This window comes from Tenacibaculum profundicola, from assembly GCF_057220795.1.
Map to the genome: position 1 here is coordinate 758,253 of NZ_CM170137.1, position 15,198 is coordinate 773,450.

The 15,198-nt window shown below is 29.9% G+C and carries 14 protein-coding genes and 2 tRNA genes; 4 read left to right on the forward strand and 12 right to left on the reverse strand.

Translation table 11 applies throughout. From position 1 onward, the window contains the following. Positions 1–1,353: 1,353 nt before the first annotated feature. Together AC2TDS_RS03070 and bamM are read right to left on the reverse strand one after the other, a co-directional pair. Positions 1,354–2,454 (reverse strand): adenylate/guanylate cyclase domain-containing protein, encoded by a 1,101-nt coding sequence (locus tag AC2TDS_RS03070; RefSeq protein WP_484737664.1) that lies wholly within the window; start codon positions 2,452–2,454, stop codon positions 1,354–1,356. A 1,046-nt stretch (positions 2,455–3,500) separates the two neighbouring features. Beyond that, complete coding sequence (gene bamM, locus AC2TDS_RS03075) at positions 3,501–4,376, reverse strand: beta-barrel assembly machine lipoprotein BamM (RefSeq protein ID WP_484737665.1); 876 nt, start codon at positions 4,374–4,376, stop codon at positions 3,501–3,503. An 81-nt stretch (positions 4,377–4,457) separates the two neighbouring features. Between bamM and hslR the strand changes: the two genes are divergently transcribed. Next, positions 4,458–4,829, forward strand: a complete 372-nt coding sequence (gene hslR, locus AC2TDS_RS03080) for an Hsp15 family ribosome-associated heat shock protein (protein WP_484737666.1) — start codon at positions 4,458–4,460, stop codon at positions 4,827–4,829. A 48-nt stretch (positions 4,830–4,877) separates the two neighbouring features. Further along, positions 4,878–5,381, forward strand: coding sequence for a phosphoribosyltransferase family protein (locus AC2TDS_RS03085; RefSeq protein WP_484737667.1), 504 nt, complete (start codon positions 4,878–4,880; stop codon positions 5,379–5,381). Here AC2TDS_RS03085 and AC2TDS_RS03090 read toward each other — a convergent pair. Next, entirely contained in the window at positions 5,373–5,891 is a 519-nt protein-coding gene (locus AC2TDS_RS03090; protein WP_484737668.1) for a shikimate kinase, read from the reverse strand. The two genes, AC2TDS_RS03085 and AC2TDS_RS03090, sit on opposite strands and share 9 nt — an antisense overlap. A gap of 109 nt (positions 5,892–6,000) precedes the next feature. Between AC2TDS_RS03090 and AC2TDS_RS03095 the strand changes: the two genes are divergently transcribed. Further along, a tRNA-Lys gene (locus AC2TDS_RS03095) sits at positions 6,001–6,073 on the forward strand. A 37-nt stretch (positions 6,074–6,110) separates the two neighbouring features. Next, positions 6,111–6,193 (forward strand) — tRNA-Leu (locus AC2TDS_RS03100). A 407-nt stretch (positions 6,194–6,600) separates the two neighbouring features. On the opposite strand, the gene AC2TDS_RS03105 is transcribed toward AC2TDS_RS03100, so the two are convergent. From AC2TDS_RS03105 to AC2TDS_RS03145, 9 genes are all read right to left on the reverse strand, one after another. Next, on the reverse strand, positions 6,601–6,801 hold the full coding sequence (locus AC2TDS_RS03105; protein ID WP_484737669.1) for a hypothetical protein: 201 nt from the start codon (positions 6,799–6,801) through the stop codon (positions 6,601–6,603). A gap of 13 nt (positions 6,802–6,814) precedes the next feature. After that, the gene (locus AC2TDS_RS03110; protein ID WP_484737670.1) at positions 6,815–7,018 is read right to left on the reverse strand and encodes a hypothetical protein; all 204 of its coding nucleotides are present in this window, start codon (positions 7,016–7,018) and stop codon (positions 6,815–6,817) included. A 566-nt stretch (positions 7,019–7,584) separates the two neighbouring features. Continuing rightward, positions 7,585–8,103: a hypothetical protein gene (locus AC2TDS_RS03115; protein WP_484737671.1), complete on the reverse strand. Its 519-nt coding sequence runs from the start codon at positions 8,101–8,103 to the stop codon at positions 7,585–7,587. Positions 8,104–8,394: 291 nt separating this feature from the next. Continuing rightward, positions 8,395–8,760 carry a SecDF P1 head subdomain-containing protein gene (locus AC2TDS_RS03120; protein ID WP_484737672.1) on the reverse strand — a complete coding sequence of 122 codons (366 nt, stop codon included), beginning with the start codon at positions 8,758–8,760 and terminating at the stop codon, positions 8,395–8,397. A 131-nt stretch (positions 8,761–8,891) separates the two neighbouring features. Continuing rightward, positions 8,892–9,485, reverse strand: coding sequence for a hypothetical protein (locus AC2TDS_RS03125; RefSeq protein WP_484737673.1), 594 nt, complete (start codon positions 9,483–9,485; stop codon positions 8,892–8,894). A 316-nt stretch (positions 9,486–9,801) separates the two neighbouring features. Continuing rightward, entirely contained in the window at positions 9,802–10,200 is a 399-nt protein-coding gene (locus AC2TDS_RS03130) for a hypothetical protein (protein WP_484737674.1), read from the reverse strand. A gap of 1,237 nt (positions 10,201–11,437) precedes the next feature. Next, complete coding sequence (locus tag AC2TDS_RS03135; protein ID WP_484737675.1) at positions 11,438–12,463, reverse strand: T9SS type A sorting domain-containing protein; 1,026 nt, start codon at positions 12,461–12,463, stop codon at positions 11,438–11,440. A 942-nt stretch (positions 12,464–13,405) separates the two neighbouring features. Then, complete coding sequence (locus AC2TDS_RS03140) at positions 13,406–13,894, reverse strand: DUF7000 family protein (RefSeq protein WP_484737676.1); 489 nt, start codon at positions 13,892–13,894, stop codon at positions 13,406–13,408. A 430-nt stretch (positions 13,895–14,324) separates the two neighbouring features. Continuing rightward, positions 14,325–15,038, reverse strand: coding sequence for a DNA alkylation repair protein (locus tag AC2TDS_RS03145; RefSeq protein WP_484737677.1), 714 nt, complete (start codon positions 15,036–15,038; stop codon positions 14,325–14,327). Positions 15,039–15,198: the final 160 nt, after the last annotated feature.

Genomic DNA, 15,198 nt, shown 5'->3' on the forward strand with positions numbered 1-15,198 from the left:
AATTATTTAGTTTCACACAAATTTCTTAAATTAACTGTATATTTCAATATTCTTTATGTTTTAGAAATACACAGTTACTTTCGCTTCTTCAAATTCTTTACACTACCTTAATATTGACCATACTTATAGCCAGAATATTCTTCTTTTTTTCCAAGTAGTATCATATCTTAAGTAAAGTTACGTAACCCTTTCCTTGGAGTCATGTTGATGTTTTATACCCTCAAAGTAACAGAGGGAATTCAAGACACAATAGTCTCACCTATCGAAGGTATTTACCATAAGTAATTATCGTCTCCTAATTAATATAAGAAATGATATTAATTAGGTAATTCATCATATCCATATCTACTAAAATTATCACTTTCTTTTTTAGGGTTATTTAGTTTTTATTTGTTTTATACCTACATGAGTGATTTGGGAGAATCATTCATGACATTATATAAGTGAATATATATGAAAAGCTCCTTCGGGGGCTTTTTGTCGCTATGCTTTAGCAATATCTCCTTTTCTCTGATACTTAAGTAACTGCAATTCATCAAGAAGTTTAATCTGTTCAACTAATATTTTATAGTTTCGCTAACTTTCATAGTATTTTTATACATGAGAATAATAGTTTAAATAGATATTTATAGGGACCATTATTATTCTTATTTTGAAAGGAACTTATATAAGTTCCTTTCTCTTGTTAAAATCAATTTCCACACTGATTAAAAGCTATTAATATTTGTTTATTTTGAATAGAATAGCGTAAAACGTAGCGTATTTTAACTTTTAATACATATTACTGTTTATCTATACATATGTTCCATTTATCCCCATAAAACTATCAACGGTCTAATTTTCTGATAAACTAAACCTAAAAAAATTAGTTTGCCAGTGTATGAATTAAAAATCATACATGTAAGTTAGGAGAAAAGGTTTACTTTTATAGAAGGCCTTTTCTCTTTCCCTTTTCAGGGGAGGTTGTATCTTCTCAACCAATAACCATTATAACACTCTCTATCGAGACTTAAAATATGTTTTCTGTAAGATTCATTTTATGACTTAAATATATTTTTCCGTCTAACCAGCATGAGTTTGGTACACTTTTACAGTTCATCTATACTTATACGCATCATATCTTTTAAATATTTCCATTCATCTATAAAATAAATTCCTTTTTATTAATTTCTAATATTTTTGTCTTGACATAAAGTCATTTTCAGGGTAAGAAGCTAATTACAAAGGGGAATCTTCTTACCCTTTTTTCTTCTACTTCTGCTATCTATAAACATACTAAAAAAAATAAGTAAAATGCTTTTCAAAAAATCAGGTGTAAATTCACGTATCATTAAAATAGGTTAGAACTATTTATCATTTACGCGCAGTATGAATATACGTACCTAGAGTATAAATTTTCACAACCTCTTGTTTTCCTCTTAACAAAACATTTCCAAGAGATTTCGACTCCGAAGACATCTTAACTTCTAGGTCATTCAATATTTTTTCAGATAATAATAATGTTGCTTTATACTCATTACAGGCCGCCTGAATTCTTGCGGACGTATTAATGACATCTCCGTGATATGCCAGTTCCTTTTTTATAAAACCTACTTCAGCAGCCATTAAAGTCCCTCCGTGAACTCCTGCTTTAAACTCTGGAAAAACTCCATACTTCTTCTTATAATACTCATTTCTTTTTTTTCGTTGCTCTTCAAATGCAAAAAAAACCCCTAAGCAATTATTATTTTCAATTCCTTTTTTATAAGGCCAGCTCAACACAGCTTCATCTCCCACATATTGGTAAATTTCTGCATGGTAAGCTGTAACAATCATATTCAAGTCATAAAAACAGTCTTGAATAAACTGACTGTACAAAGTATATCCTAGTTTTTCTGCTATTGAAGTAGACTTTTTTAAATCTAAAAACATAAAAATACGCTCCTCTTCTTTTGGGTTTTTATACTTCCCCATCAACATCTTAATAAAAATATCTTTACCAAATCGCTGGCTTGCTATTTTTATAAACGAATTAACTATTGAAGCTAGTATTATATAAAAAAGAGCAACCCAAAACCTCTTATCACCTCTCCACCACCCTCTACTAAGGTCAACTTCAGCGTTAAATACAGTAGAAGCAATTAAAAGTAGCAAAGACACTGAAAAAACAGTTACCATAAAATAAATCAATGACTTTAACAATAAATTTAGTCCTAATGCCATTTTTTTCGAAATAAAAATATCAAAAACAAATTCTACTAAAGCAAATAGCCCCCCTAAACCAGCACCAAGGCCTCCTAGAAATAACAATACTGTTGTAAATCCAGTTCCGGTAAACTGTTCTTTGGGCATAGGGTAAAAATACTCGTTTTCTATACCATAAAAACGAAAGAAAGCAAAACAACTCATAGCAAACCACCAATACAACATGGATTTCCATAACATTTGCACAAACATTTTAATGTTTTTATTCATAGATCTTGTTTTTGAAACTTCGGGAAACAAGTATACAAAAAAAAACATTTTTATCGTCATCGAAAATACTATCAGTGACAATATCCTTCCTCCCTACTTTATTTTTAAACGACAAACAACTATAGAAACTCTCTCGATATAAAATATTTTATTTTCATTTAAGTATTTATCTCATCAACAAAAGAAATCCATGTAGAGGTACCTCACTATCTTCTTCTTTACTTAATCTTAGCTCCAAACATTAAGTAAGTGTGATAAAGACACTAAAAAATCTAACAATTCAAAAAATAGTTCCTCAAGCATGACTACTTCTGCCCTCATATAGCAAATTTCAAAAGTCTTTATGACTTATCGCCTCTATGCATTAAACCCTTTAGAATTATGTTTCTTAATTCACTTAACGGCACAATACCTTTTCTATAAAACAGATATCGCTTACGTTCTAACCATAATTAAAATCAAAAAAAAAGAACAACAGAGAATATTCATCTGATAGTATCAAAGGCTATGCCCATTGTAAATTCGGTGCAAAAATATTCAAAACCCCAATTTGTATTTGACAAAAAACATTCCCACTCACAATCCAAGTAAGCAGGAACATTTAAAACTAAATTTAATATCATTAAATCTAATCTTTCTCTCTCTTTTTAAAGTCTGAAATTTCTCCCAACACATGGATTACTATAACGACTGTTATTACTTACAAGATTAACACTAAATAAGCTTCCCTGCAACTAGTAGAATCCCTAGTAATTGACTAAGGTATAACCCTTAAAACCTTCTCAAAACCCCTAGTACTTGTATATATTTGTAGCAGTGCATACAACGAATTAAAGCCCCTATCTAGAATATTGGAGAAAACCTTTAACTGTTTATCAAAAGATCATCTTATATTATAAAATTACAATATTATTTTCCCTACTCCCATTGTAAAAGTGAACATAACTTTATACTATTATTTATTCTTTCAATAATATAGATGAATAAGTCATAAAAGAAAAACTCACCCCTATGGGGTGAGTTTTTTAAAAAATATATGTACTTAATTATCTAATGTTTCTGTTCAAATAATCAGGAAGATCAGGATTATCTGGATCACTGAAATCATTTCTAGGGTCCCCATCATTATTTGCGTCTTCATCTTTCGTCAATACACCATCTCCATCATCATCGCTATCAAAACAATTAGCAATTCTATCTTCATCGGTATCATCATTGAAAGGGTCACCATCTCCATCTAGATCTTCATCAATTCCTGGTATCGTATCATTATCATGATCTGTGTCTACCACAATGTCCCATAAATTAATATAGAATACTAAGTTTGCATTTCCCGGGATACCTGCATTTCCAGTATTACTATAAGCCAACCCAGAAGGAATAAATAAAATTCCCTTTCCTCCGTTTTCATAACTTAAAGGCTCATTAGGAGCCGTTGTATTTTCACCTCCTTTAAATTCAGTTAGTCCATGTCTCCATCCTTGAATTATATTATTTGATAAGGTTATCCAAGTTGTTCTACTATCAAAAGAAGAACTCAAGGTTTTACTATCAGTAATTTGTCTTCCATCATATTTTATAAATATAGAATCCATATTTGTAGGATATCCTTTATTTTCAATATCATCCCCTACTCTATTCACATAATAATATAGTGTATAGTCTATATCATTTTCTTCCACTTCTTTGGTAACCAATTTATCATCATCATATAATGGAGTTTCTCCATCTATCAACGGTTCTACTTCATCGTTAATAGCATTATAATAATTATTTTTCAAAAATTCTACAATTGAATCATTATCAATTACAGCCTGAGCCTCATGATCAAAGTCCTCAACCGTTGAATTTTCACTACCCCCACATGCATACAATACAACACTTATTAAAAGTGTGTAAAAAAAATGTTTAAATTTTATCATTTAATATATAATAATTTTAGTGCGCAATTTACCATTTTTATACCTTTGTAAAAAATGAATTACTAATTTTTAATTTTTTAAATGAGAATTGACAAATATTTGTGGTGTATTAGGCTATTTAAAACACGAAGTATAGCTACAGATGCTTGTAAAAAAGGACATGTGAAAATAGATGGTACTAACCTGAAACCTTCAAAAGTTATATTTGGTAATGAAGAAATAACTGTTAGAAAAAATCAGATCAATTACAAAGTAAAGGTTATAGACATTCCTAAAAACAGAGTCGGTGCAAAATTGGTAGACTTATATCGCAAAGACATTACCCCAAAAGAAGAATTTGAAAAAACTGAACTTTTAAAATACGCTAAAGATTATTATCGTAAAAAAGGCACGGGTCGCCCAACCAAAAAAGACCGCAGGGATATTGACGATTATTACGACGATAATGAATAGTAATTTCGCTTTTATAAGCTACATTTATAAATAATATTATTTTAAAAAATGAATACACAGAATACTATAATTTTAAATACTACTCAAATAGAGCAAAAGCTTAAAAGAATAGCTTATCAAATTTATGAAGCTAACAGTAATGAGAAAGAAATTGTAATTGCGGGTATTTCTAGTAATGGTTTTTTTTTAGCTAAAAAACTTGCTTATATTATTGCGAATATTTCCCCTCTTGAAGTATTGCTTTGCGAAGTGTTTATTAATAAGAAAAAACCTATTGACTCGGTTACTACTTCATTAACTTCTGACGAGTATAAAGACAAAGCTCTTGTTCTTGTAGATGATGTTCTAAATTCAGGGACTACATTAATCTATGGCGTGAAGCACTTTTTAGACGTACCACTCAAAAAGTTTAAAACAGCGGTACTGGTAAACAGAAATCACAAAAAATATCCGGTAAAAGCCGATTTTAAAGGTATTTCTTTATCTACTTCAATAAAAGAACATGTTGTAGTTGAATTTAACGACGATGAAACAATTGCTTATTTAAATTAATAAGCTGTAAATTTCGTCACAAATATCCTCCATACTTTTATCATCAATCGTAACTTTATAATCAGCTTTATAGTAGAAGTTGTTACGTTCAAACAAGTGCTTGGCTACAAACTCCTGCAAAGCATCATCGTTTAAGGTAGCGACCAAAGGACGCTGTTCTTTTTCGTTTTTTAACCTATTAACAATTGTATCTATAGTACCTTTTAAGTAAATAGTTATAGTTTCTTTCGATTTTTCTAGTATTTCCATATTATTCCCATAGCAGGGTGTTCCTCCTCCTAATGATAATATGAAATCCCTCTCCTTCTCCAATAAATCCTTCAAGTATTGATTTTCTTTTTTTCTGAAATAAATTTCTCCATCTTCATCAAAAATTCGAGAAATTGTTTTCTGTTCTTCTCCTTCAATATAATGATCCAAATCAATAAATCTAGAATTATACTTTTTAGCTATTTCTTTGCCTATAGTAGATTTTCCACTGGCCATGTATCCTAATAAAACAATCTTCATATTTATTGAAAATTAAAAGGTTACAAATATCTGCAAAAAAAAACAAAAAAAAGGTTTTGATCTTTAAAAAACCATTGTATATTTGCAACCGCTTTCACAAATAAGCAATGACCGGGTAGCTCAGTTGGTAGAGCATCTCCCTTTTAAGGAGAGGGTCCTGGGTTCGAGCCCCAGCCCGGTCACAAAAGTTAAGCTACTTGCTTAGCTTTTTTAGTTTACGCACGTATGGCGGAATTGGTAGACGCGCAGGCTTGAGGGGCTTGTTCACAACGTGAGTGCAGGTTCGACTCCTGTTACGTGCACTAAAAACCCTTATAAACATAGATTTTATAAGGGTTTTTTAATTTGGTTACCACAATCGTTGCTATTTTATAGAAAATTATTTGCGAGATATTGGCGCCTCTTTACCTGATGACTATTCCAGTGATTATACTCTTAGTTTTTAATAATAGGTCAACTTCCTGCGGATTGGTCAGAAAATTATAATTTTAAAATAGTTTAATTTCATTAAATTATCCTACTTGATACAACAAACTAAACGGTTTACGGGCGGGTATAAATAGCATTTATTTATAAAATAATACAACCTAGAAAATTATGTGGTTTAATTAATGGAATATTAGAAACGACAACTCAAGCCCGGAAAAAAGTGCTTAAATACCCCCCCAAACTATTGAGTTGAGGGTTAATATTTTCAATAATTGATAATTTAGGTGTCTTTTTTTACTTCCTTTATATAAGGAAGTAAAAAACTAACGGCCAACCCTAAAAATAAAAGAGGTAATAATAATTCTTTATAGTTTCTTTCATTTAATAAGAGATCCCATTTCACATCTGCTAACGCAATTCCAAAGAGCATAACCATTAAAAGAGTCATAAAGAATAACGTTTTTTTTGAATATTTTATCATTTTATAATTATTATTAATTCATACAATTATCATGTACAGCTAAAATAGCCGCAATAACTAAAGTAGTTGATAAAACACACCCTACTCCTGTAGCACAACCAGCCAAACTTAATGTTGCGGCAACTAAACCAACTGACGCCAGAGCGCATCTCCAACCTCTAGTTTGAGAATCTAAATTCTTATATAACTCAGCATACTTCAAATTTAGAGTTTCCATAAAGTATGTTTTAATTAAAACACTAATATACAACTTACTAACTCGACAAAAAACAAAGTCACCATCTCTTTTGTATATTGGTATTTACTAATAAACGTATTAGGTTCTTTTGCATAGCAATATTCCCGCTCAATTTATTGAGTGGGTCTTTTATACCGTTATTTCAATAAACTCAGTTCACCATTCAATAATTTAACTGCTAGTTAAAAATCAAAATGCTCTTAACTGATAGATTGATTCATAGTTAATTTACTTAAACTTTTGACATGAAAAAACACCTTAAAAAAATGACATTAAAAAAGTGTCCTAGACAATTAATGCCGATACTTATGAAAAAACCAAATAAACAAGCAGATTAAGCTATGAATTTTACAATCAGAAAGAAAAAGTAACAAATTATAAACTAAGACACATAAAAATAGCTAAACTTCTCTTAGAAAATAACGAATCTTCACTTACTAAAATAATACAAAATTATCGTTTTACCCCTTACTGTCAACGGATCAGTCAACAGGACATATAGCGTTAGCCTATCGGCACGCCATATGCTTAGTTATTAGCAAATGTTATTTTGGTTTACCAATGAAATAATCTAATTCTCTCGATATTATTGAGTTCATTTCATTTGATCTGTTTAAACTAAGATTCAATTTGATAGTGTCTTTCAATTTCTGATCTATTATCTCAACAAAACTTCCATATTCATATTTCACTTGTCTACTAAATTTATAACCATATTTTTTCAGGTTACGATTTAAATCAATGATGTTTTCGTTATCGATTACAATTGAACGTAGTTCTTTAGATTCTGTATTTCCTTTCACTTTTAAAGTGTCTAAAAAATAAACAAATCCCTTAGCCACAACATCATTTAAGTCATCAACATAGACTTGATAATAATTCCTTAATCGACCTTTTCTCTGTTGTAAATTATAATAACCACAACCTACAGTTATTTTGTCATATCCATCATTTTTAACATCTCTAATTGAAATATCAAAGCTTTCATCAAAAGCATTATAGGTAGGAGAAGGTTTACAACTATTCAATACAATTAAAATAAGTATTACTAGGCTCTTTTTCATTTTTTTGAGAATATTTTCGTAGAGTAGAGCCCGATAGCTATCTCTATATTTTTTTGTATTACTTGTTTTACCAAATATACAAAAACAAAATAGCTATCAGTACCCCCTTCATCAAACCGTACATGAAGTTTTCCCTCATACGGCTTACCGAATAGAGTTCTTCATACTCCTTTCGAGAGTGTCTTTAAGCGAGCATACTTTTCTATGTCTAGAAGATTATACAATCTAACTAATGTCTCATAGGGACGTTAGCCTATCGGCACACCATATGCTTAGTTATTGTAAATAGTTTTAGTTAAAAATTTTCTTCAATTTTCCCCATTCATTTTCGTTTTGTTGAACTTTCCAAAAAGCACATATTCCACCTGTAATTTCAGAATTCACAATTTGAATACAGAATATTTCATTATCAAGAATAAAGACTAATTTAGAGCCAACTGAATTTTTCGTTGCAATTCGCCAAATTTCAGTTACGATTTTATCAAGTGTAATTGATATTCCCTTATCTCCATTATAATTTTCAAATTCTTTATGAGATTCAAAGTTTTCAGGCGTTACAACAGGTTTTGTTTTCAAAAAATATTTATCTCCAGATTTACCGTCTATTTTTAGAACTCCACTTTCAGATTTATTTATTTCATACCAACCGTTTTTCAACTTTACTTCCTGTTGAGAATAAATATTTAAAAAGGTTAGTGTTAATATTATTAATAAGATTTTCGGTTTCAGCGAAAACTTTCTAAAATAGCGTGAACTTAGCAATTAATTATACATTTTGTTGCCAGTAGTTATTTTTCAGTTATATAATTATTAAATTCATCTTTATTGATATTTACAATTATAGTCGGTTTTCCATATTTTAATTTTCCACTTTCAGTTACTGAGATTTCTTTTTCATTAGGTTTTTCCAGAAAGTATTGAATTGTATTCTTTTCAAAATCATATTTAGACCAAGCAAATGTTCCCTTTATATTCTCGTTTTGATAATAATCAGTTTCAGATTTGATATTCAATATTCCGTATTCTATGATTTTCTTAAAATGACCATTTCTTGGGTTCGGTTTCCACCATTGCGTCTCAAATTGCCCAGAATAATGGTTGTCAATTTTCCAATTAGAGGCAATAGTTGGGATTCCAAGCTTTTCTCGTTCTGAGTTGAATTCAATTCCATGATCTTTGTTAAATGGAATTATAAATTCGGAAGCCATTATTAAACCTCCGATTATAACAAGTAGAATAATGCCATTAATTAGTCCTTTTCCAACTGTTTTTATTGAGTTTTTAAATTCAATTTTATTCTGTTTATAATCTTTATAATAGGCAAATAATATTCCAAGTGGAACAATTATAAATCCGATTATTATGTAAATTCCGTAGTTCATTTTTAATTACTGGCAACGTGATTGTATAAGATTAGTTGCGTGTTTTAAGCACTAAAGTTAGCAAATAAATCACAGATAGAAAGTCCGCGAGGACTTTCGTAAGTAAGCTAGAACTAGCAATTAATTTTATACGGTGTTAGCAAATGTTGTTTTTTCTTTTCGACTGTTTGTTATTTAATTCCTGAACTCAGAATTTGAGTAATGATTCCGTAATTTATGTTTTTAGTTTTCAGTTCAATTGCGAAAACTTGCTCAATCTCATGTTTGATTGGAAATTCCTATTTTTTTTAGGCTGAGTAAATTCCTATAAATATAATTATTGAAATTTTTTCAATAGTTCGTCTCTTTCTTTTTTCCTCTTTTTGGATGCGCTCCATAAAGGAATTGAAATTCCTCCTTCAATAGCTCCTACGACTATTCCTGCATAACCAAATGCTTGCTTTAAATCATTTTTTCCAGAAACATGAATAATTGCAGATGTTAAGGTAGCTATAGACAATGACGTAAGAATTATTCCAAAAGTTTTGTTTGTCTTTCTTTTTCTTTCAAGTTTTAGAATTTCATTCAAGTCTTTTTGAATATTTACATCGTTTAAGTTAAAATTTTCAGTATTAACTCTCAAATTATTTAGGTTTTTTATTTCTTTTTCAGATAAACTTTGAGAAATTCCATTAAAAAATGAAAAGAGTAAAATTATTAATGCAATTTTTTTCATAATGTCTCTTTTTATATTTGCTAACTAGTGTATATACACAATTGCGCATATTTACCTTTCAAATATAAGTAAATAGCGCTGAGATTAAAAGTGTTTTTTAAGTTTGGTTGTATATCTAGTTTTAAGTTTAACCTCTAATTACTAAAATTTCATTGATTTCCCCAGTTCATAATTCTATATGAAATGAACATGAGTATGATCCCACATCTTTTTAATACTTTCTTAATATATTCCATTTATAGCCTACTGTAAACTGTTTGGCAGTATTGTAGCCTAACTCAAAATATTGCCTGTTTTATTTTGAAGTCCTGTGCTTAACTCAAACGAGGTTTTATTGAAATCAGTTGAAGTGTTGAGCTTACCTCCTCCTAGCAAAGAGTATTTAGGTGTAAGTGTTTTAGTTATAATTTTCTAGAAACAAAAATAATTGTGGTGGTTTACCAAAAATTTTCCTTAGTCTGAATAAGAAAAACTAACAAAAAAAAGGAAGTTACCATGAGCATTCATAGTTGTATTGGCGAAATATAATTTGTGGTTTTTTTAATGACATATACGTCATATTTTGGCAGTATTGAATTCCATAGTTTTGCAAAGCTTAAGATTTTACCCTCTTAAGTTCTTTTTCATTGCAATTTTCCCGTTCAATCTTTGAACGGGCTTTTTTTATGGTATTTGTTTTTAAGTAAAAATTACATATAGTAAATCTGAAAACTAAAAAGTACTGGATACTAGCCAATGGTGTTATCACCTATTTTTTTTAATACTTTAATTCGATAATTTTACTTCAACACAAAAGGGAAATTACTATCATAAAATCACGGTTATACTAAGAAACTATAATTTGCAATTATTAATGACGTATATGTCATATTTTAACAATGTTTAATTCCATAAGTTTGCTAAGCTTAAGATTTTACCCTCTTAAGTTCTTTTTCATAGCAATTTTCCCGTTCAATCTTTGAGCGGGTTTTTTTTATATTAGTAGTATAATCTGAATACTATATAAATTGTGCTCTCAAATACGGAATGAACCCGAATCACCTTCAATCATAAGAGTATCTATATTTACTTTGCGATAACATCTAATTTATTAAAAACTTATGTTGGTTCATTAATAATCATTTAGAAATAGTTGAAACTTTATTTGGTTAACACTAGACATTCCAATACGCATGATAAATCTATCCATCATTTTCATTTTGATCAGCTCTTATTCCATTTTCTTCTTAACGTTTATTTACTCTTTTATAAATGGTATTGCTTTAAAAGTAGATACCCCATGTATATGAAGTAGATAAACATTACTCTCCAAACCCTCTATATTAATTGAATATTGCGGTGATTTTTCAAAACTTCCTTGAAGGATTAAAGCACCTAAAGTATTGTAAATCTTATAATTCCCAATCTCAGTATTTGATGTAACACTCAAGAGGTTTCTTACAGGATTTGGCCATAATAAAATTTTGTTATCCGTGATATTTTGATCAGGAATCCTTAAAGTTTCATCAGTAAATTTGACTAATCTATTTTCATTAAATATAGAAACATATATTTCATTATTTACTCTTTCTGCTCTTGTAGGGAAATCGAACCCACCATGCAATATGGTAGTTTCAGTAGAAGGTATTGTTGTTATATCTGTCGCGGTAACAGTGCCATTATCACTATTTACACTATACATAATTTGACCGTCCTCAGAAAATGTAATATCGAATGATCCGTCAAGTTCTGTTGCAACTGTGATACGTTCAGGTGATGTTTCTGTTAAATTAATTTTAGAAACCCTGTCTCCCTCATCTTCTGCAATATAAAGATCATTATTATAAACATTAAGACCAATAGGACTCAATAAATCGGATAAAACTACTTCAACATTTGGAGTTGTAGCTGTAAAGTCTATCTTGGAAAGGGTATTATTTCCAGAGTCTACAACATATAAATAATTTTCATAAACTGCTAAGCCTGTAGGCGTATTAAAACCCGTTAAAAATGTTGTTCTTTCTGGATTATTTTGTGATAAATCAAATCTTGAAATCCGTCCAATTGTAAATTCTGAAACAAATAAATCGTTACCACTGTATGCTATTTCTGAAGGTGAGATCAACCCACCTACCAAGGTTGTTTTTATTGGATTTGATTGCGTTAAATCTATTTTAGAAACGACAGAGCTACCGTATTCTACAATATAAAGATCATTACCATTGGTGATCAAGCCAGAGGGGTTTTGCACATTGTTTAAAACAGTCGTTACTTGTGCATTCATACACATTATAGTAAGCGTAAAAATTGAAACAAAAAAACAGTTTTTCATCATCTTTTCTAGTATTTAGTTAACTGAACACTGGACATTAGTCGTAACAAAAATATAGTACTAACATGTTAACATCCAATTTACTTAAAAAAATACTCAATCAGTATTTTTAGGTACTATAAAAATTATGGTGTTTAACTCATCAAGCGAAGAAGAAGTTACATCGCGTGCTTATTTAATGCTATACTCTAAAACCAGATTGTTTGGGAAATCTTTATGATTACTCTCTTAACTTTTGAGTCTAGAGAACCTGCTAAAAACTATAAGTAATTGCCTAAACATAAAATTCAAAAATATATGACATGAAAAATCATACTAAAAAGCGATGTATTTAATAAGTCATATAGCGTTAGCCTATCGGCACGCCATATATTTAGTTATTTGCGACCGTTTTTCTTTTATTTAATTCTCTTTTCATTCTGTTCTCCTCTAATACGTTTTCCAACTATATCAAAATTCTCCTAATTCCAAGTTAATATTATATTCAGATGTATCGTCATTTGAATATGGAAGCGTAGCAACTTTGAAGTGCAACATTGTAGGTTGTCCTTTACTTTTTCTAAATAATCCTTATCCAGAGAACTCTTGGAATAAAATTGAATTTCCACAACAATTAATTCAGAAGTCGATTTATAGATATGTAGATTTGTTACACAATCATTTCCTTACAGTCATGTCTATGTTTTATACCATCAAAATAATAGATAAAATTCAGCGTACAATGCATCACCTATAAATCTGCATTTACCATAACAATTATGGTCGGTAAATTAATAGTAGGATGGTATTATTTCCTCGTAATCGTACTTACGTTTTACCTATAGATCCGCTGTTATCATAAACATATAATCGGCTAATAATTGGCAGAACGATATTAATGTAGAGTTTGTTTATTTAATCTAACGTTCTTATGATACTCACAATTTCGTTAGACTCTTCTATTAATTTTTGTTTAATATTTTCAGATAATAGGGATAAATTGTCAAAATCAGGACCCTTATTAATTACTGCTTCTAAAATCGAATATTTAGGCATTTCTTTCCGGTCTTTATTCCATTTTGACTCCCTTAATAGGCCCCAATATTTTTTTTGAACACTTATCGTATTCCCTAAAAGCCAAACCTCAAACCTCATTTCCAAGTGATTTAAAACCAATCCTAGTTTTAGCTTTTTACTTTTCAAAAATTCATTGGAATAATAGAAATAAGTGTAGTCCATATATCCATGAAGAATCCCCGTAAATGAATATTGTTCAGACAAACATTTCATAAAGTCTACTCTCAAGTTCATAACAAATTTCACTAATTGATTATAGGCTATTAATATGTCTCCTTTATCAAGTTCTTGCTTATAAATCGCTACATAATGATTCAAATTTTTCATATGAGTTTGTTCTACTTACCGTAACTTAGTTTTTAGTTAATTGTATTGCCTCTAAAACCTCTTCTTGTGATTCAATATTTTAGTGTTTTTTACATGTTTTTTAGCTTGATAAATTTTTTTGTCGCTTTTTCCTGTTTATACGTCAATTCTCAATCATTCCTTTTTTAGCCACCTTTACAACTTGTAAACAGTATTATACTCATGACTATTATCGTCTTTCTCATGGCTTTTCAAATACAGGTATAGTTTAGTGCCTGAAGTCACCTACTCTTTTTTGCTTTATCTAATATATAAGATAAAAACAGCTTCATTTCTTACCAAAAACACTCAACTTTCTCTTATCAAACTCAAGCAAGCTCTTCATTTCCTTATATACTTTGAGTAGACCATTCAACAAGGTATACACGTTCCCTATCCGCTTCCTATATTTTTAATTATTGTTTACAGAAATTCTATATATAGACCTTGGATAATCCAATATATTCACCTTTTTTCCTTCCAATTTTCGAATAGCATCTTTTGCAATCCATTGCGCTGATGTACTCTCAAATTTTAATATTTCATTTGCCGTTTCAATCGCTTTTTTATTCAAGTCTATATTGCGTTTTCCAATATTTCTTAAAGCCCAATTTACTGCTTTTTTCACATATAATCTTTCATCATTCGCCTCTCTTTTAATTATTGGTAAAAACTGTTCAAATAGTTCATTATCGCACTTTTTATCTGCCATACAATAAGAAGCTAAAATCGCGAACCCTGCTCTTTTTTCAAATTCAGGGTGTCTTTTTGTCCATTCCAATATTTTTGCAAGTGCAAACTCACTTTTAGAGAATAAACCCATGCAGAAACTGTCGCAAATTTCCCAATTTTCAAATGTTTTTACCCATTTTTCCATCAGTTGTTCTGTAACATCCATCGGTTGAAACATTTTGCTACATAAAAGTCGTGCTTCATATATTCCACTGTCAAAAAGTTGAACCGCAAGTTCATTGTCTCTCCCAATATCTTTGGCAATCATTTTTAATTTCTGATGGTAAATTCCCAAAGCTTTGTTTGATTTAACGCCAAACTTTTTTTCCTTAAGAATTACCTTTTCGGGATCTTGTAAATCGTAAAGACATGCGATAATTTCGGAATATGTCACTAGTGTTTTTTTTTAGAATTAGAAGTGTCCTAAGATAGTAAAGTTTATACCACATTAAAAAGAAAAGCTGCGAGCTATAAGCTAAACTTCTTTTAAAAACTAACGAAGCTTCACTTTCAAAAATAGCACGAACTTATCGTTTCTCCCCTGCTCCTACTAT

Excerpts from the sequence above, each read along its gene's own strand:
- AC2TDS_RS03070 (WP_484737664.1), bottom strand. The coding sequence starts at position 2,454 with ATGAATAAAAACATTAAAATGTTTGTGCAAATGTTATGGAAATCCATG.
- bamM (WP_484737665.1), bottom strand. The coding sequence starts at position 4,376 with ATGATAAAATTTAAACATTTTTTTTACACACTTTTAATAAGTGTTGTA.
- hslR (WP_484737666.1), top strand. The coding sequence starts at position 4,458 with ATGAGAATTGACAAATATTTGTGGTGTATTAGGCTATTTAAAACACGA.
- AC2TDS_RS03085 (WP_484737667.1), top strand. The coding sequence starts at position 4,878 with ATGAATACACAGAATACTATAATTTTAAATACTACTCAAATAGAGCAA.
- AC2TDS_RS03090 (WP_484737668.1), bottom strand. The coding sequence starts at position 5,891 with ATGAAGATTGTTTTATTAGGATACATGGCCAGTGGAAAATCTACTATA.
- AC2TDS_RS03105 (WP_484737669.1), bottom strand. The coding sequence starts at position 6,801 with ATGATAAAATATTCAAAAAAAACGTTATTCTTTATGACTCTTTTAATG.
- AC2TDS_RS03110 (WP_484737670.1), bottom strand. The coding sequence starts at position 7,018 with ATGGAAACTCTAAATTTGAAGTATGCTGAGTTATATAAGAATTTAGAT.
- AC2TDS_RS03115 (WP_484737671.1), bottom strand. The coding sequence starts at position 8,103 with ATGAAAAAGAGCCTAGTAATACTTATTTTAATTGTATTGAATAGTTGT.
- AC2TDS_RS03125 (WP_484737673.1), bottom strand. The coding sequence starts at position 9,485 with ATGAACTACGGAATTTACATAATAATCGGATTTATAATTGTTCCACTT.
- AC2TDS_RS03130 (WP_484737674.1), bottom strand. The coding sequence starts at position 10,200 with ATGAAAAAAATTGCATTAATAATTTTACTCTTTTCATTTTTTAATGGA.
- AC2TDS_RS03135 (WP_484737675.1), bottom strand. The coding sequence starts at position 12,463 with ATGAATGCACAAGTAACGACTGTTTTAAACAATGTGCAAAACCCCTCT.
- AC2TDS_RS03140 (WP_484737676.1), bottom strand. The coding sequence starts at position 13,894 with ATGAAAAATTTGAATCATTATGTAGCGATTTATAAGCAAGAACTTGAT.